Genomic DNA, 18251 nt, shown 5'->3' on the forward strand with positions numbered 1-18251 from the left:
ACCCGCCACCGCTCAGCGCGCGCCGGTGGGCTGCGTCCCCGTGGTGTCGAGTTCGGCCACCGAGTAGGCGGCGTACGTCCGGTACGGGTCCCGGCCCTTGAAGTGGGCCGTGAGCTGCTCGTCCAGCTCCTCGGGGGTGAAGACGCCGTCGGCCGCGGTGAACTTCCGTTCCACGGTGGGGGCCGCCATCAGCGCGACCATGTCGCCGTAGACGACGAACACCTGTCCGTTGATCTCGTCCGAGGCGGGCGACGCCAGGTGCGCGACGAAGGTGCCGACCCGCTCCGGCGCCATGATGTCGAGCCCGCCCGCGGCGGCCTGGTCGCCTGCGCCGAACGCCTGCGCGGTCATCGCGGTGCGGGCGCGCGGGCAGATCGCGTTGGCCCGTACGCCGTAGCGGGCGAGGCCCTGCGCGGTGGCCAGCGTCAGGGCGGTGATGCCGGCCTTGGCCGCCGAGTAGTTGGGCTGCCCGGGGGCGCCGAACAGGAAGGCCTCGGAAGAGGTGTTGATGATCCGGCCGTACACGGGGCCGCCCGCGGCCTTGCTCGCCGCCCGCCAGTGCACGGCCGCGGCCCGTGAGACGGCCGCGTGACCCTTCAGGTGGACCCGGATCACGTCGTCCCAGTCGGACTCGGTGAGGTTGAACAGCATCTTGTCGCGCAGAACACCGGCGTTGTTGACGACGATGTCGAGGCCGCCGAAGCTCTCCACCGCCGCCTCGACGAGCCGGTCCCCCATGGACCAGTCGCCGACGTCTCCGGTGACCGCGACGGCACCGCGGCCGAGGTCCTTGATCTCGGCGACGACGTCCCTGGCCGCCGGGCCGACGTCGTTCACCACCACGTCGGCGCCCCTGGCCGCGAGGGCCAGTGCCTCGGCCCTGCCGAGGCCGGAACCTGCGCCGGTGACGATGGCGGTACGCCCTTCCAGGCTGTGCTTCGCGCTCATGCTGCGGCTCCCTCTGTCCTACGTACGGCATCACGGTGATACGGGATGGCGGTGATACGGGATGACGGTGATCGGTGGCGGATGATCACCGAGAGCGCAAAACTAGTACCAATTCTAGTTTCGGCCGGATGGCTGTCCCGCTGAGTGGGGCACGCTCGGCCGCTGCTTCCCCTGGGGCCTACGTGAACCGCGCCTCCACAGAGCCGAGTCCGGCGAATTCGGCCCGGAAGGAGTCGCCCGCACGGACGTCGACGGCCCGGGTGCAGGAACCCGGCAGCACCAGGTGACCGGCCTCCAGGCGGACGCCGAACGACGCCACCTTGCGGGACAGCCAGGCCACGGCCTCGGTCGGGTCGCCGAGCACGGCGCTCGTGTTGCCCCGGGCGACCTCCTCGCCGTCCTGGTGCAGCACCGCCCCGATGTCGGCCGGATCGAGGCGGTCCGGCGAGACGCGGGTGTCGCCCAGGATCACACCGGCCGACGAGGCGTTGTCGGCGATGGTGTCGGCGAGGCCGATCCTCCAGTCGGTGATCCGGCTGTCGATGAGCTCGATGGTCGGCACGATGCACTCGGTGGCCGCGAGTACGTCCGCCGCCGTGCAGTCCTCGCCGGGCAGGGCCTTGCCCAGGACGTAGCCGATCTCCACCTCGATGCGCGGGAAGCAGTAGCGTGCCGTTTCGACGTTGGTTCCGGACAGGACCATGTCGTCGAGCAGATGGCCGTAGTCCGGCTCGTCGACGCCCATCATCTGCTGCATGACCTTCGACGACAGCCCCACCTTGTGGCCACGGACGGTGGCGCCGGCCGCCAGTCTCCGGCGGATGTTGAGCAGTTGGATCTCGTAGGCGTCGTGCACGTCGATGCCGGGGTACGTGCCGGCCAAGGGCGCGATCGGTGACCGGTCGTGCTCCGCGGTCCACAGCAGTTCGGCGGCGGCGGCGCGCTGCGCGGGGTCAAGCATCGGGGTTCTCCTCCTGGGTCGGGTGTCCGCCCGTGGGCGGCGCGGATCGGAAGCGGGCCCGGCCGCCCGACAGGGCCGTGCGCCCCTCGGCCCACGCCTGGAAGCGCACCGCACCGTTCCCGTCCGGCAGGGCGGTCACGTCGAGGCGGTCCCCCGGGAACACCGGAGCGGCGAAACGCGCGTCCAGCTCCGCCAGTTCGGCCGGGTGCGCGCCGAGCGAAGGGGCGAGCACCAGGGTGGTGGCGGCGAGGCTGCACAGGCCGTGCAGGAAGGGCCGGGGCATGCCCGCGGCCCGCGCGGCGGCCGGGTCCATGTGCATGGCGTGACGGTCGCCGAGCAGCCGGTACAGGGCGGCCTGACGGTGGTGGGTGTCGACGCTGAGCCGCCGGGCCGCGGCGCCCTCGGCGCGGGCGGGAGCCGACGGCCCCCTGTCGCCGTCGAAACCGCCGCAGCCGGGCGCGAACAGCGACCAGGTGGCCACGAAGTACTCCGAGGTCACCTCCACCTCGAAGACGGCGGCCGATCCCTTGTCCCACACCTCGGCGACCCGGGCGTGCGTCGTCAGCTCACCGGAGCGCGGCAACGGGCCCCGCACCAGCAGGCGTTGGGCGCCGTGCACGGCCGTGGTGACGTCGAAGGCGCCGAGTGCGCCCAGGGCGTCGGGGGCCCACTGGGCGAGGGTCAGTCCGAAGGTGGGCAGCACCCGCAGGTGTTCCTCGTACACGAGGTCCAGGTCGCTCGCCCGCGCGCCGACCGCGAGCGCGTAGAGGATCGCGTCCCGTTCGGTGTAGGCGACGGTACGGGTGCCGAGGTCGCGGCCGCGCCACGGGGAGACGCTCACCGGTCCGCCCCGAGGACGAGGCCGCTGGTCGGGACTCCGGTGCCCGCGGTGACCAGGACGTGCCCGACGTTCTCCGGCTGGTTCACCGAGGTGCCGCGGACCAGGCGTACGCCCTCGGCGATGCCGTTCATGCCGTGCAGATACGCCTCGCCGAGCTGGCCGCCGTGGGTGTTCAGCGGCAGGCTGCCGCCGAGCTCCAGATGGCCGTCCGCGATGAAGTCCTTCGCCTCGCCCCTGCCGCAGAAGCCGAGTTCCTCCAGCTGGGGCAGGACCAGCGGCGTGAAGTGGTCGTAGAGGATCGCGGCGTCGATGTCGGCGGGAGTGAGCCCGCTCTGCCGGTAGAGCTGCCGGCCGGTCAGGCCCATCTCCGGGATGCCCGTGATGGTGGGCCGGTAGTAGCTCGTCATCATGTGCTGGTCGGCACCGAGCCCCTGGGCCGCGCCGCGGATCACCGCGGGCGGGTGGGGCAGGTCCCGGGCGCGCTCGGCCGAGACCACCACCAGCGCCTGGCCGCCGTCGGTCTCCTGGCAGCAGTCGAGCAGCCGCAGCGGCTCGGCGATCCAACGTGAACTCTGGTGGTCGGCCAGGGTGATGGGCCGGTCGTAAAAGTACGCGGCGGGGTTGTTCGCCGCGTGGGCGCGGTCCACGACGGCGACCCGTCCGAAGTCCTCGGTGGTGGCGCCGTACTCGTGCAGGTAGCGGCGGGCGAACATGGCCACCCACTGGGCGGGGGTGTTCAGTCCGAACGGTGTCATCCATGCGTACGCGGCACGGTCCGCGGAGGTGTCCATCGGCCGGTCGGCCTGGCCGAGGCCGTACCGCTCGCCGGAGCGCTCGTTGAAGGCCCGGTAGCAGACGACGACTTCGGCGGCGCCGGTGGCGATTGCCATGGCCGCCTGCTGAACGGTGGCGCAGGCGGCGCCGCCGCCGTAGCCGATGCGGGAGAAGAAGGTCAGCTCGCCCATGCCGGTGTTGCGGGCGATGTGGATCTCGGAGTTGGTGTCCGCGGTGAAGGTCACCAGGCCGTCGACGTCGCACGGTTTCAGGCCCGCGTCGTCGATGGCGGCGAGCACCGCCTCGCAGGCGAGCTGCAGTTCGCTGCGCCCGGAGAACTTGGAGAACTCGGTCGCGCCGATCCCCGCGACGGCGGCGGCGCCCGACAAGGGGTGTGCGGTCACCGGGACGCCACCCCCTGCGGCAGGCGCACCGAGACGGTGCCGGTGACGTGGGCGCCCAGGCTGTTGGTGCCGGTCACCGCAATGTCGACGCACCGGCCGTCGTCGCTCTTCGCCGTCACTTCGCCGCTGAGCACCAGGGTGTCGCCGGGGTGGTTGGGGGCGCCGAGCCGGATGCGGATCGCCTTGACTGCGGCGGCCGGTCCTGCCCAGCCGGTGACATACCGGTCGACGAGACCGTTGCTGGTCAGAATGTTCATGAAGATGTCCTTCGAGCCGCGCTGCCGGGCGAGTTCGGGATCGTGGTGCACGTCCTGGTAGTCGCGGCTCGCGAGGGCCGTGGCGACGATCAGGGTGCGGGTCAGCGGGATCACCAGATCGGGCAACACGTCACCGACGCGGACCTCGTCGTACGTCCTGGTGGGCGGCGTCGTCGTCATGAGGCCGCCGCCCCGCCGGCGGAGTCGGCCAGTACGTCGCCGAGCCGGGCGAGGTCCGCTCGGGCGCCCCCCAGGGTGGACGAGAGCTGCTTGCCCCACAGGAAGTGCCGGTGCACCGGGTAGTCCGTGTCCACCCCGATCCCGCCGTGCAGGTGCTGAATCCGGTGCACGGTGTTCAGACCCGCCTCCGCGGCCCACCACTTGGCGACGAGCACGGCGCTCTCGCACTCGGCCTCGCTCGTCCCACCTCCCTGGGAGCCGGTCGCCGCCAGGGCGCCCGCCGCTCCCAGGGCGCCCGCCGCTCCCAGGGCGTCCACCGCCCCCAGGGCGTCCGCCGCGTGCCAGAGCGTCACGCGCATCGCCTCGACGTCGATGAAGCAGTCCGCGAGCTGATGCTGCACCGCCTGGAAAGTCGCCAGCGGACGGCCGAACTGCTGCCGTTCGCGCAGATGGTCGGCCGCATGGCCGAGGGCGCCCTCGGCCACGCCCAGTTGGAGCGCGGCCAGCGCGGCGCCGGCGTGCCGTACGGTCCACTCGACGACGCCCGTGCCGGGGGCTCCGACGGCCTCGGCCGGGGCTCCGTGCAGCGTGAGGTGGCCGCTCAGATCGTGGCTGGTGGTCTCCGCGTACTCCCATGTCACACCGGCGGCGTCGGAGGCGACCAGGAAGAGCCCGGTGTCGCCGCCCGTCGTGCGGGCGCTGACCAGGACGTGTCCGGCGCCGGACGCGGCCGGTACGACGGCCTTGGTGCCGGTCAGGCGCCAGCCCGGGGTGCCTTCGGCACTGTGAACCCCCTTACCAGCAGCGCTCGTTGGCGTGGCCGTGGCCTCGGGCGCAACCGGATCCGCGGGGCCGAACTCCTCCAGCGCCACGGTCAGCCGGGCCGTGCCCGCCACGACGGACGGGAGCAGTCGGGTCCGGATACCCGGGTCGCCGTGCGCGGCGACCGCGAGCGCACCGACGAGCGCGGGCCACAGGGGCACCGGCGCCACCCGCCGCCCCTGCTCCTCCAGGAGCACGCACAGACCGGCCGCACCCAGCCCGGCACCACCCACGTCATCGGGCAGCGCGGCACCGAGCAGCCCGGCCCCTGCCAGATCGCCCCAGAGCCGGTCGTCGACTCGGGTCGCCGAGGTCTCCACGGCGCGCAGCCGGTCGGAGGACGCCCGGTCGGTGAAGATCTCACGCGCCAGGTCCCGCACGGCTTCGAGCTCTTCTCCCAGGGAGAAATCCATCAGTTGGCCTCCGTCGCGGCGGGCCGGAACACCGGCAGGGACAGGTCGGGGTCGGCGTCGAGCCAGTCGAGGACCACCGGCATACCGATCGCCACGTCCTCGGGGGCGACGCCGGTCAGGTCGGCGATGAGCCGGGTGCCCTCGTCCAGGGCGACGACCGCGACGAGGTGCGGGAAGTCGAAGGCCGGGTGCCGGGGGTGGTGGTTCACCACGAAGCTGTACACCTGACCGCGGCCGGAAGCCTCGACGGTCTCCCAGTCCAGGGAGCCGCACTCCGGGCAGCAGGGACCCGGCGGATGGCGCAGCACGGAACAGGCGGCGCAGCGCTGGACGAGAAGGCGGTGCTCCCGCGCACCCTCGAACCAGAAGGCGTTGTCCCGGTTGACGGCGGGGCGAGGCCGCAGCGCACGCGGCTCCGGCACACGCGTAGCCTCCGGCTCCGGCTCCGGCTCCGGCTCCGGCTCCGGCTCCGGCTCCGGGGGACGGAAGCGCAGAGTGCGCCAGCGCTGGGTGGCGACGGTCTCCCCGTCCTGGTCGCTGTAGGTCTTCAGGGTTGTGACGAACCGTCCGGTGCCGAGGCCTGTTCGCTTCTCGGGCGAGATCGACTCGACGACCTCCCGTACGGCGACGTGGTCGCCCACCACCACTTCGCGGAGGAACTCGAACTCGGAGTCCGTCGCCACGACCGAGGTGTAGCCGCCCGCGTCGAGCAGTTCGACCAGTTCGTCGAAGCCCTGACGGCCGGGCTGCGATGCGCCGGACACGCCGTACCCGCGCATCGTCCACGCCTGGATCATGGACGCCGGGGCGACGACGCCCTGCCGGCCCGTGGCACGGGCCGCCTCGATGTCGGTGTACACCGGGTTCGCGTCACCCATGGCCGCCGTCCAGTGCCGGATCATGGGCTGGTTGACGGGGTCGGGGCCCGGGGTGCGCGCGTTCAACTCCCGTCCGACGAACGCCTGCAGGCGCTCTTCGTAACCGGAACGACCCGCGTGGTCAGCGCGGTCGGGGCGGTCGGGGCGGTCGGGGCGGTCGGCATCGGCATCGGCAGTGACCTTCATGCGCCACGCCCCGCTCGCGGCAGGCCGAGCCCCTGGGTGGCGACCATGTCGCGCAGGATCTCGTTGACGCCGCCGCCGAAGGTGTTCACGATGCCCTGCCGGGAGAGCTGTTCGACCTGGCCGGAGAGGACGGCCCCGGGCGACTCGGGCCTGATGCGCCCCGCCGCGCCGAGGATCTGGGTGAGTGAGCGCTGGACGTCGATATGTGTCTCGGTCCCGTACACCTTCGCGGCTCCGGCGTCGGCGCCGGTGAGCGTGGACTCGGCGACCGCGGCCGTCATCTTCCAGTTCATCAACCGCATCGCCTCAAGCCGGGCGTGCGTACGGGCGAACTCGTCGCGGACCCAGGGCAGTTCGGCGGTGCCGTTGGCCCTGGCCCACTCAAGGACCCGCTCCCAGAGCTGGATCATGCGACCGCCGAGCGCGGCGAGCCCGATGCGCTCGTGGTTGAGCTGTGCGGTGATCAGCCGCCAGCCGCCGTCCACCTCGCCCACCACGTCCTCGACGGGCACCCGGATGCCGCTGTAGTAGGTGGCCGTGACGACCATGCCGCCCACCGTCGGCAGCGGGTTCCACGAGAAGCCGTCCGCGTCGGTCGGCACGATCAGGATGGAAATGCCCCGGTGCTTGGGGGCATCCGGGTCCGTTCTGGCGGCCAGCCAGATGTAGTCGGCCGTGTTCGCGCCGCTGGTGAAGATCTTGCTGCCGTCCACCACGAAGGAGTCCCCGTCGCGCCGCGCCCGGGTGCTCAGGGCGGCGAGGTCGGTGCCCGCTCCGGGTTCCGTGTAGCCGATGGCGAACACGATGTCGCCCGCCAGGATGCCGGGCAGGAACCGCTTCTTGTGCTCCTCGGAGCCGTGCGCCATCAGGGTCGGCCCCACGGTGTTCACGGTGACGAAGGGGAAGGGCAGTCCGGCGCGCTGGACCTCGTCGAAGAACACGTACTGCTCCTCGACCGACCGGCCCTGGCCTCCGTACTCGGTGGGCCAGCCGATGCCGAGCCAGCCGTCGGCGCCGAGCCGGGCGACCACCTCGCGGAAACGGCCTCCGCCCACCCCTTCCTCGCCTGCCCGGCGGCGCTCCTCCTCGGGCATCAGGCCCGAGAAGTACGCCCGCAGTTCCCGGCGCAGCTCTAGCTGCGCGGCGCTCTCGCGCAGTTGCATCTGGTTCTCCTTGGTCGTCACGCCGGACGCGCTCCCGGCAGTGGGCCGGGTGTGGTCAGGGAAGGAAGCGCGCGCGCCCGTTCGCGTGGAACTCGTCGCGCAGGGCCGCCTTGTCCTCGTCGGTCATCGGTGCGTACGCGGGCCGGCCGCGGCCGGCCCAGCGGTGGACGGGGTCGGCGGTGCGCCAGCCGGCGAGCTGCATCTCCTTCTTGCGCAGCTTGTTGGAGCCGGTCGTCGGCAGGGCGTGCGAGACGCGGACGTAGCGGGGCGCCCCCTTGGTTCCGAGGTCCTCCTGCCCGGCCAGGAAGTTCGCCAGGTCCAGGTCCTCGAAGCGGGTCCCCTCCGCTATCTCGATCGCGGCCATCACCTGGTCACCGGAGCGCGGGTCGGGGACGCCGAAGACACCGGCGGCGAGCACTCCGGGATGGCGGCGCAGAATCCGTTCGGTGAGGAGCGCCGAGGTGTTCTCTCCGTCGACCCTGATCCAGTCCCCTGCGCGGCCCGCGAAGTAGAAGTAGCCGGCCTCGTCGACATAGCCGAGGTCGCCGGTCCAGTACCAGCCGTGGCGTACGCGTTCGGCGTTGGCCGCCTCGTTGTTGTAGTAGCCCTCGAATCGGGCGGCGCCTTCGGTGTCGACGATCTCGCCGATGGCGTCCTCGGGGTTGAGGACTCTGCCGTGGGTGTCGAGGACGGCGGCGGGGCAGCGGGCGCGGCTGTCCGGGTGCACGATCCGCACGCCGTCCCGCGCGGGCACCCCGAGCGCGCCCGTGGGGGCGTCCGGCGCCCGCCGGAGCAGGCCGGCGCCCTCGCTGGATCCGTAGCCCTCGACGAGCCGACAGCCGAACCGTTCCAGGAACGCGGCCGCGTCCTCCGGCGACGCCTCCGTGCCGAAGGCGTGCGTCAGCCGGTTGTCCCGGTCGTCCGCCGTCCCGGGCCTGGCCAGGATGTAGCCGATCGCCTTGCCCACGTACGTGAAGTAGGTGGCCGAGAAGTGCCGTACGTCCGGCAGGAATCCGGAGGCCGAGAAGCGTTCGGTGAGGGCGATGGTGGCCCCGGCGGTGAGCGCCGGGGCCCAGAGCGCCATCAGGGCGTTGCCGTGGAAGAGCGGCATCGGGCAGTAGCAGATGTCCCTGCGGCCGATGTCGTACTTGGCGCTGTTGGCCGCGCCGAGTGCGGCGAGCCGCCCCTGGGAGCAGATCGCGGCCTTGGAGGTGCCGGTGGTCCCGGAGGTCAGCAGGAGCAGCATCCGGGTGGCGGCGGTCACCTCCGGGTTCGCGGTCGGCTCCGGGTTCGCGGTCGGTTCCGTGGTGTGCGTGGCGAGCCGGGCCGCGTATTCCGGTGCGTCCACGAGCAGGAAGCGGTCCCGGTCGACGCCGATGTCCAGGCCGTCGAGCAGGGCGAGTCCGGCTCGGTCGGTGACGATCAACTGGCAGTCGGTGTGCCGCACTTCGCGCTCCAGCTCGGCGCCGCGCCGGGTGGGGTTGATGCCGACGACGGCCGCACCGCCGAGTGCCGCGGCGCCCAGCCAGAAGACGTACTCAGGAACGTTGTCCAGGAGCACTCCGATGTGGAACGGCCCCTCGGTGCGCAGCTCGCCCGCCCAGGCGGCGCGGGCGGCGCTCTCCCGGACGACCTCGTCCCAGGTCCAGCCGCGCTCGCGGGTGCGCAGACCCACGTGGTCGTCCCCGACCCTCGCGAGCAGCAGGTCGGCAATGGTGTGGTGTGGCACGTCGGTCCCTCTCGCAGGTCCGTCAGTCGAAGTTGGCCTGTCCGCCGTCCAGCGGGACGGTCGCACCCGTGAGGTAACGGGCGTCGGGGCCGCAGAGCATGACGACGGCGCGACCGATGTCCTGCTCGCAGTCCCCGACATAGCCGAGCGGTATGGAGGCGCAGAACTCGGCCGCCTCCTGAGGGTGTTCGGCCTGCCACTTCTCGTACGACGGTGAAGTGGCGTGCGGGGCGATCGCGTTGACCCGGATGCCGTCGCGGCCCCATTCGCCCGCTGCGGTGCGGGTCAGGGAGCGCAGGGCCGCCTTGGCCGCGGCGTACGCGCCGTACGTGCGCAGGTCCCAGCGGACCATCGCGGAGGTGACCAGATTGATCACCGAGCCGCCGTTCTTCCTGAGATGCGGATGGGTGGCCTTCATGAGGGCGAAGGCGGCGAACGGGCCGCTGCGGAAGCCCTTGTGGAAGTCGTCGTCGCTCATGGAGAGCAGCGGGCCGTAGCGGCCGGTGTAGGCGTTGTTGACGAGGATGTCGATGCGGCCGAAGCGCTCGGCGACGGCCGCCACCACCTCGGGGGCGCGCTCGGTGTCGAGCACGTCGAAGACGAAGGGCTCCGCCTCCACCCCCCGGGCGCGCAGTTCTTCGCAGACCGCGGTCAGCTTCGCCGCCGTACGCCCGGCCACGGCGATCGAGACGCCCTCGGCGGCGAGCGCGAGAGCGATGCCGCGACCCACGCCCTGCCCTGCTCCGGTGACGATCGCGACCCTGCCTTCGAGGCTTCCCATCACTCTCCCTTTCGGTGGCGGCTTTCGGCGGCGGCTTTCGGTGACGGCGCTCGGTGGCGGCGGCTCAGTGGTGGCGGCCCGGTGGCGGCGGCTCGGTGGTGGCGACCCGCCCCGGGCCCCGCGGCCCATCCTCGGCGCGGGCCCGTGCCTGGCGGTGTGCCGCTCCCGCTCAGTGGTACGAGCGGGCGAGTCGTGATCAGTCCGGGCGCGGCAGGTGCTTGTTGATGAACAGGCCCTCCGCCGTGACGCATGCGCGGCCGCCGGCCGAGATGGCGCCGACGGTCCGGATACGGGACCCGTCCACGGACACCTGCCGTGCCGTGATCGTCAGCGGCTCGAACAGCGGCGTGGGGCGCCGGTAGCGCAGGGTCAGTTCGGCGGTCATGCCCGAGGGCCCGCCCCAGTGGTTCGCCACGCCGAGGGTGTGGTCGAGCAGGAGCGCGGAGACACCGCCGTGGACGTGCCCCGGCGGGCCCTGGTAGGGCAGGCCCAGGGTGACCGTGCCCTGGACCGACCCGTCGTCCATGCCGTGCAGGGCCAGCGGCGGGGCGAGGGCGTTCTCGGGTCCGGTAACCGGGTCGTGGCGGGTCACCCCCTCGCCCTGCCACATCACGGCCAGGCGTGCCGCCCGGTCGGGGGCGTGCTTGTCCAAGTGGTCCGCCACGGCGTTCAACTGCGCGGTGACGGCGCTGAGTTGCAGGTCGGTCTGGTCGCCCACGGCGAGCAGTCCCGCGATCACCCGGCGGGCGGCGTCGACCGCGGCGTCGACGCCGTCGTCATGGGGCGTGGCGACGAGTGGAGGCGCGTCCCGACGCCCCGTCTCGCCCGTCTGCTGCCCCGCGCCCGTCTCCCGCGTGCCGGTGTTCATGCGCGGACCGTCGCGCTCGCGTGGGTGAGCACCGGCGCTTCCGAACGCTCCGGGCAGGTGGAGCGCAGGACGAGCCGCTCGGCCCCGTCCGCGTCCGTGCCCGCACCGCGCCAGACGGCGGTGCGGATCGTCTCCCCCGGGGTCAGCGGGCCGGCGAACCGTACGCTCAGGCCGGTCAATCGCGTCACGTCACCGTCGAGCAGTCCGTCGACCAGGGCCTTGCAGACCAGGCCGTACGAGGCGAGGCCGTGCAGGATCGGCCGGTCGAAACCGGCGGACTTGGCGAACTCCGGGTCGGCGTGCAAGGGGTTGAGGTCGCCGTTGAGCCGGTACAGGAGTGCCTGCCCGGGTACGGTCGGCGAGTTGAGGACGCGGTCGGCCGGACCCTCGGGCTCGGACACGACGTCCTCCGGCCCCGGCTCGCCTCCGAACCCGCCCTCGCCCCTGACCCAGATGCGGGTGGTCGAGGTCCACAGGGCGTCGCCGTCGGGCGCGTTGGCGGCCGACTCCAGGACGATCAGCGCCGCCTTGCCCTTGTCCCACACCTCGGTGACGCGTGAGGTGAGCGTCGCGGTGCCGGACGCGGGCAGGGGGCGGTGGATCGCGAGTCCCTGCCCTGCATGCAGCATGGAGCGCAGGTCGATGTCGATGCCGGGCATCGCGTTGCCGACGGCGGGAACGTCACCGGCCGAAGGGCCTGAGCCCGCGACCACCGCGAAGGTCGGCAGCACCGTGAGGCCGCGTTCGTAGGTGAGGTGCAGTTCGGGGCCGGTGGCCGCGTCGGCTCCGGCGCCCAGGCTGAGGTGGTAGAGGAGCACGTCACGGGTGCTCCAGCTGATGTCGCGCCGGGACGGCTCGGCGCCGAGCGCCTTGTGCCGGTCGATGGGCATGAACGACCTTTCGCAGTAGGTGAGTTGGGGTGATGTCAGGCCTGGCGGGAGCGCTTCGGTGCGGGCTCCGGGTCACGCGGCAGGCCGAGCAGCCGCTCGCCGATGATGTTCAGCTGGACCTCGGTCGTGCCGCCCGCGATGGACAGGCAGCGGGAGTTGAGGAACATCCAGGTCGGGTCGTGGCGGTGGCCTTCGCCGGTCAGCGCGGCGGTGCCCTGCCACTCCACGCACATCTCCCAGACCTGCTGCTGGTGTTCGACGCCGAGCAGCTTGGCGATGCTGGCCTCGGCGCCCGGCTGCTGCCCGGCGACCGAGCGCAGGGTCGTGCGGAGTCCGAGCAGTGCGCCCGACTGACCGTCGCACAGGGCGCCGCCGAGCTCGGTCAGGCGTGCGTCGTCGACGATGTCCGGTGTGGCCGCGGCCATCTCCAGGAGGGTCTGGGCGCCCGAGCCCACGGTGTCGTCGGAGAGGGCGACCCGCTCGTTGGCGAGGGTGGTGCGGGCGAGCCTCCAGCCGTCGCCGGGTCCCGCGACGAGCAGTTCGTCCGGGATGAACACCTGGTCGAGGAAGACCTCGTTGAACTCGGCCTCACCGGTGATCTGCCGCAGCGGCCTGATGTCGAGGCCGGGGCTCGTCATGTCGAGGAGGAAGTACGACAGGCCCTTGTGCTTGGGCGCGTCGGCGTCGGTGCGGGCGAGCAGGACACCCCAGTGGGCGTCGCGGGCCATGGAGGTCCACACCTTCTGCCCGGTGATCAGCCAGCCGTCGTCGGTCTTCTCCGCGCGGGTGGTCAGCCCGGCGAGGTCCGAGCCCGCGCCGGGCTCGCTGAACAGCTGGCACCACACCAGGTCGCCGCTCAGGCTCGGGGCGAGGAAGCGCTCCTGCTGCGCGGCGCTGCCGTGGGCGATGAGGGTGGGTACCACCCAGCCCCCGATGATCATGTCCACGGGGGTCAGGCCGGCCGCCCGCAGCTCCTCGGCGATGACGAGCTGCGTCACGGCGTCGGCTCCCTTGCCCCAGGGGGCGGGCAGATGCGGTGCGGTGTAGCCGTCGTCGGCGAGGCGGGTCGTGCGCTCCTTGCCCTCCAGTGCGGCTGCGGCGCGGAGTTCGGCCCGTACGGAGGCGCGGGCGCTCTCCGCCTCCGGCGGCAGCTCGACGCTCAGGGTCCTGCGCGCCCCGTCCAGGGTGAGGCGGGCGACCCGGCGGCGCCAGTGGGCCGTCGAGCCGAGGGTGATGCGCAGGGTCTGGGCGCGGCGCAGGGCGAGATGCGCGTCGTGCTCCCAGGTGAAGCCGATGCCGCCGAGGACCTGGATGCAGTCCTTCGCGGTGGCGAAGCCCGCCTCCACACCGGTCGTTCCGGCCACAGCCGCCGCAAGTGCCGCCTCCCCGGGATCGGACACCGCTCCGGGGTCCGCCGCACGTGCCGCGTCCCAGGCGCAGGCCCTGGCCTGCTCGGCCTGGGCGAGCATCCGCGCGCAGCGGTGCTTGACCCCCTGGAACTGGCCGACCGGTCGGCCGAACTGCTCGCGCACCCGGGCGTGGTCGGCGGCGGTGGTGACGGAGCGGTCTGCGATGCCCGACGCCTCGGCGGCGAACAGCACCGCGGCCAGATCGAGCGGCGCGTGCTCGTCGATGTCGAGGATGTCGGCGTCCTTGACGGTGACGTCCCGCAGCCGCAGCCGGGACGAGCGCCGGGTGAGGTCGTGGCTCGCGACGTCGTCCACCGACGCGGCGGCACGTGGCAGCACGATCCAGGCGAGGCCGTCACCGTCGCGGACCGGCAGCACGAAGAGGTCGGCGAGGTGGCCGCCGACGACGAGTTCCGAGTCGCCGGTGACACTCGCCGTGCCGTCCTGCGCGCGGGTCACGGCGAGGGTGCCGGGTGCGAGCCCGACCGCGCCGACGCGGCTTCCGTCGGCGAGCGCGGGCAGCGGCCCGGTGTACCCGGCCCGGTGCAGTACGGCCGCGGCGAGGGAGCTGGGCAGGAATGGCCCAGGAGCCAGCGCCCGCCCCAACTCCTCTACGGATACGGCCAGTTCGAGCATCCCGTAGCCGGAGCCGCCGTGTGCCTCGGGCAGGTGCAGGCCGAGCAGGCCCTGCCCGGCGAGCTCACCCCAGTACGGCGGCAGGCTCTCGTTCTTGGCGTCGACGGCACGACGGACGGCGTCCTGGGTGATGTGCCGCTTGGCGAAAGCGCGTACGGCGTCGCGCAGATCACGGTGTTCCTCGGTGAGGCCGATGGTCATGACGCCTCCTCAGATGCGCTCGATGATGGTGGCGGTGGAGTGCGCGCCACCGGCGCACATGGTGACGAGCGCGGTGGACTGGTCTGCGCGCTCCAGTTCGTTCACGGCCTGGGTGATGAGCCGGGCGCCGGTGGAGCCCACCGCATGACCCAGCGCGATGGCGCCGCCGTTGACGTTGACCTTGGCCATGTCGGCCTTGTGGACCTGCGCCCAGGACAGCACCACCGAGGCGAACGCCTCGTTGATCTCGACCAGGTCGATGTCCCCCAGCGTCATCCCGGCCCGGCGCAGCACGTGCGCGGTGGCCTCCACGGGCCCGTCCAGGTGGTAGTACGGATCGGAGCCGACCATGCCGGAGGCGACGATCCGGGCGCGGGGGCGAAGGCCGAGCCGCTCGGCGCGCCGCTCGCTCATCAGCAGGACGGCGGCGGCTCCGTCGCTGATCTGGGAGGAGTTGGCGGCGGTGTGGATGCCGTCGGGGATCACCGGCTTCAGCGCGGCGGCCTGCTCCGGCGTGGTGGCGCGCAGCCCCTCGTCGCGGGTGACGCGGACGGTCTCGCCGGTCGGCCCGTCCGGTCCGTGCACGGGCGCGTCGACCTCGATGATCTGCCCGTCGAAACGCCCTTCGGCCCAGGCCGTGGCGGCGTTGCGCTGCGAGGCGACGCCGAAGGCGTCCACGTCGGCGCGGGTGATGCCGCGCTTACGGGCGATGCGCTCGGCGGCGTTGAACTGGTCGGGCATGTCGAGGGCGAAGTCCGCCGGTACCGGTGACCCGGTGTCCGGGGTGAGCGCCTGGCCGAGGAAGACCCGGCTCATCGACTCCACGCCGCAACCGATGCCCGCCTCGATCGCTCCGGAGGCGATGAGTCCGGCGACCAGGTGGACTGCCTGCTGGGACGAGCCGCAGGCGCAGTCGATGGACGTGCACGCGGTGGTGTACGGCAGTCCGGCGTGCAGCCAGGCGTTGCGGGTGACGTTGTTGGACTGCTCCCCCGCCTGGGTGACGCAGCCGCCGATCACCTGCTCGACCACGTCCGGTGCGATGCCCGAGCGGTCGATGAGCCCTCGCTGGGTCAGGCCGAGCAACCGCGCCGGATGCAGGGTGGACAGGGCGCCGCGGCGCCGGCCGACCGGCGTGCGCGCGGCGTCGACGATGACGGCCTCGGCCATGGTTCTCCGTAAGGGTGGGGCGGCCCGGCGTCCGACAGCGGGACGGACGGGCCCGGTTGGCCACCGGTTCCGGGCGGAGCGGTGGCTGACGCGAGTGGCCCGGAGGGGTATCCGGGTCAGCGCCACACCCGAAAACTAGAATTGGTTCTTGTAAGGGGCAAGTGTCAGTCCCGCTGAGTGACTTGACGCCCGCGATCACACGACGTCATAGGTGGGACCCGCCGTCCACCCGCACCTCGGCGCCGGTGAGGTAACTCCCGTCCGTGGACGCCGCGAAGGCGATGGCTGCGGCGATCTGTTCCGGGTCCGCGGCCCCGAACGGCGGCCGGATCCGCGCGTAGTAGCTCGCGTCCAGGTCGGGCGGCAGCACGTGCGGCCCGACGAGCGGGGTGCGGACCGTGCCGGGCGAGACGGGCACGACACGGATCCCGCGGTGCGCCACCTCGGCGGCGAGGGACAGCGAGAAGGCGAGCACCGCCCCCTTGGACGCCGCGTACGCGGTCATGAACGGGTTGCCGTGCGCCGCAGCGGAGGACGCCACATTGACGATCACGCCGGTGCCGTCCGGGAGATGGGGCAGCACTTCGCGGCAGAACAGCGCCGTACCCACCGTGTTGACGGTGAAGAGCTGGTTCAGGTCGTCGACGGTGAGCCGCTCGATCGGCGTGGTGCGGTGGATGCCCGCCACGTTCACCAGGACATCGACGCCCCCCAGTTCGGCGACGGCCGCGCGCACGGCGTCCACCACCGCGCCCTCGTCACCGACGTCGGCGACCCGGGTGACGATCCGTCCGGACCCGGCCACCTCGGCGGCTGTCGCAGCCAGGCCGCCGCCCGAGACGTCAACGGCGAAGACGGCCGCCCCCTCGGCCACCAGACGGACCGCGGTGGCCCGCCCGATGCCCGAGCCCGCCCCGGTGAGTACGACGCGAAGACCCTCGAAACGCTTCAACACGGCCCCTTCTCTGGCTGCTGCGCACGGGAGAACACACGGAAATGCCCAGGGAGAACACACGGAAAGAGGCGGCGGACCCTACCGGCGCCCTGGACGCGGGTCGCGGAGCGTCCCGCTGACCGGAAGCCTCCCCCGAACGGCCCGGACGCCGGGTTCCGGTCAGTGGGACGGGCGCCGGTGGCGGCGCGCGGCCGGGCCTACCGTCGGCACCGTGCAGAAGTCGCGTCCTGAGGGGATGAGATCAACGTGAGCGCAGTCGAGTCAGAGCACGACGCAGTCCGGTCCATCGACGCCGGGGCGGCGCCGACGCGCTTCGCCCGCGGCTGGCACTGCCTGGGCCTCGCCGAGAAGTTCAAGGACGGCAAGCCGCACGCGGTGCAGGCCTTCGGCCAGAAGCTGGTCGTGTTCCAGAGCGGCGACGGCACGCTGAACGTCCTCGACGCCTACTGCCGGCACATGGGCGGCGACCTCTCGCAGGGAACCGTCAAGGGCGACCAGGTCGCCTGCCCCTTCCACGACTGGCGCTGGGGCGGCGACGGCCGCTGCAAGCAGATCCCGTACTCCCGGCGTGTGCCCCTGCGGGCCCGCACCGCGTCCTGGCCGAGCCTCGACCAGGACGGGATGCTCTTCGTCTGGAACGACCCCGAGGGCAATCCGCCGCCCGCGGACGTCACCGTCCCGCGCATCGAGGGCGCCACGAGCGAGGGCTGGACCGACTGGGTCTGGTACGAGACCGAGGTGGACGCCAACTGCCGCGAAGTGGTGGACAACGTGGTGGACATGGCGCACTTCTTCTACGTGCACTACTCGTTCCCGACGTACTTCAAGAACGTCTTCGAGGGCCACACCGCCACCCAGTACATGCGCGGCTCCGGGCGGCCCGACGCCCGCCCGCAGGAGCAGGACGGCAGCCGCGCGAAGACCACGGGCAGCAGTTCGGTGGCCACTTACCACGGCCCGTCGTTCATGATCGACGATCTCGTCTACGAGCTGGACGGCGGCGAGGCCCAATGCGTCCTGATCAACTGTCACTACCCGGTCAGTGCTGACAAGTTCATCCTCCAGTACGGCATCATCGTGAAGCGAGCGGACACGATGTCGGGCAACGAGTCCGAGGAACTCGCGGCCGCCATGGCCGAGTTCATCAAGCTGGGATTCGAGCAGGACATCGCGATCTGGAAGAACAAGACCCGGATCGACAATCCGCTCCTGTGCGAGGAGGACGGCCCGGTCTATCAACTGCGCCGCTGGTACGAGCAGTTCTATGTGGACGCGGACGCGGTGCGCCCCGAGATGACCGACCGCTTCGAGTTCGAACTCGACACCACCCGGCCCGTCGAGGCCTGGCAGCGGGAGGTCGAGGACAATCTGGCCCGCAAGGCCGCCGCCGCGAAGACCCCGGCCGCCTGATGGCGCCCCAGGACAACCGTCTCACCGACGGGGCGCCCATGCGCCCGGTGTCCTGCGGGCAGTGCGGCAGCCGGGTGCTGGTGCGCAAGAGCAGCTTGCAGCAGACGAGCGTGCAGTGGAACAGCGAGGCGCTGCGCGGCTGCACGGAGCACACTGCCGCCATGTCCGGCCCGGCCGCGCCCGGCGCCTTGGAGACCTGCCACGCCCTGGGCGCGACCATCCGCGCTGCGGCCCTGAACGGCACGGTCGAGGTCCTGGACGACGAGCACGCGGGCTGAACACGGGGGCGGGGCGGGCCGTCTTCGAACTCCCCACGAGATACGGGGAGTTCGAAGACGGCCCGCCTCGCCGTGCGACCGCTCAGGCGCGGCGGCA

The 18251-nt window shown here is 72.3% G+C and carries 17 protein-coding genes; 2 read left to right on the plus strand and 15 right to left on the minus strand.

All coding sequences use genetic code 11. From position 1 onward, the window contains the following. Window positions 1-12: 12 nt before the first annotated feature. The 15 genes from QIS99_RS20135 to QIS99_RS20205 form a co-directional block, all read right to left on the minus strand. Window positions 13-948 carry a 3-oxoacyl-ACP reductase gene (locus tag QIS99_RS20135; RefSeq protein WP_282514946.1) on the minus strand — a complete coding sequence of 312 codons (936 nt, stop codon included), beginning with the start codon at window positions 946-948 and terminating at the stop codon, window positions 13-15. A gap of 178 nt (window positions 949-1126) precedes the next feature. Continuing rightward, complete coding sequence (locus QIS99_RS20140) at window positions 1127-1909, minus strand: 2-keto-4-pentenoate hydratase (protein WP_282514947.1); 783 nt, start codon at window positions 1907-1909, stop codon at window positions 1127-1129. Continuing rightward, window positions 1902-2750, minus strand: coding sequence for a MaoC/PaaZ C-terminal domain-containing protein (locus tag QIS99_RS20145; RefSeq protein WP_282514948.1), 849 nt, complete (start codon window positions 2748-2750; stop codon window positions 1902-1904). The genes QIS99_RS20140 and QIS99_RS20145 overlap by 8 nt, the downstream gene beginning before the upstream one ends. Continuing rightward, window positions 2747-3928: a lipid-transfer protein gene (locus tag QIS99_RS20150; protein WP_282514949.1), complete on the minus strand. Its 1182-nt coding sequence runs from the start codon at window positions 3926-3928 to the stop codon at window positions 2747-2749. The genes QIS99_RS20145 and QIS99_RS20150 overlap by 4 nt, the downstream gene beginning before the upstream one ends. Beyond that, entirely contained in the window at window positions 3925-4365 is a 441-nt protein-coding gene (locus QIS99_RS20155) for a MaoC family dehydratase (RefSeq protein ID WP_282514950.1), read from the minus strand. The genes QIS99_RS20150 and QIS99_RS20155 overlap by 4 nt, the downstream gene beginning before the upstream one ends. Beyond that, entirely contained in the window at window positions 4362-5600 is a 1239-nt protein-coding gene (locus QIS99_RS20160; protein WP_282514951.1) for an acyl-CoA dehydrogenase family protein, read from the minus strand. The genes QIS99_RS20155 and QIS99_RS20160 overlap by 4 nt, the downstream gene beginning before the upstream one ends. Beyond that, complete coding sequence (locus QIS99_RS20165) at window positions 5600-6664, minus strand: bifunctional MaoC family dehydratase N-terminal/OB-fold nucleic acid binding domain-containing protein (RefSeq protein WP_282514952.1); 1065 nt, start codon at window positions 6662-6664, stop codon at window positions 5600-5602. Before QIS99_RS20165 ends, QIS99_RS20160 begins: the two co-directional genes overlap by 1 nt. Continuing rightward, window positions 6661-7827 carry an acyl-CoA dehydrogenase family protein gene (locus QIS99_RS20170; protein ID WP_282515000.1) on the minus strand — a complete coding sequence of 389 codons (1167 nt, stop codon included), beginning with the start codon at window positions 7825-7827 and terminating at the stop codon, window positions 6661-6663. The genes QIS99_RS20165 and QIS99_RS20170 overlap by 4 nt, the downstream gene beginning before the upstream one ends. 55 nt (window positions 7828-7882) lie before the next feature. After that, window positions 7883-9556: an AMP-binding protein gene (locus QIS99_RS20175; RefSeq protein WP_282514954.1), complete on the minus strand. Its 1674-nt coding sequence runs from the start codon at window positions 9554-9556 to the stop codon at window positions 7883-7885. 22 nt (window positions 9557-9578) lie between these two features. After that, entirely contained in the window at window positions 9579-10337 is a 759-nt protein-coding gene (locus QIS99_RS20180; protein WP_282514955.1) for an SDR family NAD(P)-dependent oxidoreductase, read from the minus strand. 196 nt (window positions 10338-10533) lie between these two features. Further along, window positions 10534-11205, minus strand: a complete 672-nt coding sequence (locus QIS99_RS20185; RefSeq protein WP_282514956.1) for a PaaI family thioesterase — start codon at window positions 11203-11205, stop codon at window positions 10534-10536. Then, a complete protein-coding gene (locus tag QIS99_RS20190; protein WP_282514957.1) occupies window positions 11202-12095 on the minus strand; it encodes a MaoC/PaaZ C-terminal domain-containing protein in 894 nt (297 codons plus the stop codon). The genes QIS99_RS20185 and QIS99_RS20190 overlap by 4 nt, the downstream gene beginning before the upstream one ends. A 35-nt stretch (window positions 12096-12130) precedes the next feature. Continuing rightward, window positions 12131-14341 (minus strand): acyl-CoA dehydrogenase, encoded by a 2211-nt coding sequence (locus QIS99_RS20195; protein ID WP_282514958.1) that lies wholly within the window; start codon window positions 14339-14341, stop codon window positions 12131-12133. A gap of 9 nt (window positions 14342-14350) precedes the next feature. Then, window positions 14351-15511, minus strand: coding sequence for a steroid 3-ketoacyl-CoA thiolase (locus QIS99_RS20200; protein WP_282514959.1), 1161 nt, complete (start codon window positions 15509-15511; stop codon window positions 14351-14353). Between the two features lie 205 nt (window positions 15512-15716). Next, window positions 15717-16463, minus strand: coding sequence for an SDR family NAD(P)-dependent oxidoreductase (locus tag QIS99_RS20205; RefSeq protein WP_282514960.1), 747 nt, complete (start codon window positions 16461-16463; stop codon window positions 15717-15719). A gap of 249 nt (window positions 16464-16712) precedes the next feature. On the opposite strand from QIS99_RS20205, the gene QIS99_RS20210 reads away from it, so the two are divergent. Both QIS99_RS20210 and QIS99_RS20215 read left to right on the plus strand, forming a co-directional pair. Continuing rightward, window positions 16713-17876: a Rieske 2Fe-2S domain-containing protein gene (locus QIS99_RS20210; protein WP_282514961.1), complete on the plus strand. Its 1164-nt coding sequence runs from the start codon at window positions 16713-16715 to the stop codon at window positions 17874-17876. Further along, a complete protein-coding gene (locus QIS99_RS20215) occupies window positions 17876-18154 on the plus strand; it encodes a ferredoxin (protein WP_282514962.1) in 279 nt (92 codons plus the stop codon). The genes QIS99_RS20210 and QIS99_RS20215 overlap by 1 nt, the downstream gene beginning before the upstream one ends. The last annotated feature ends 97 nt before the right edge of the window (window positions 18155-18251 follow it).

Source organism: Streptomyces solicavernae (assembly GCF_029968095.1).
Classification (GTDB): domain Bacteria; phylum Actinomycetota; class Actinomycetes; order Streptomycetales; family Streptomycetaceae; genus Streptomyces; species Streptomyces solicavernae.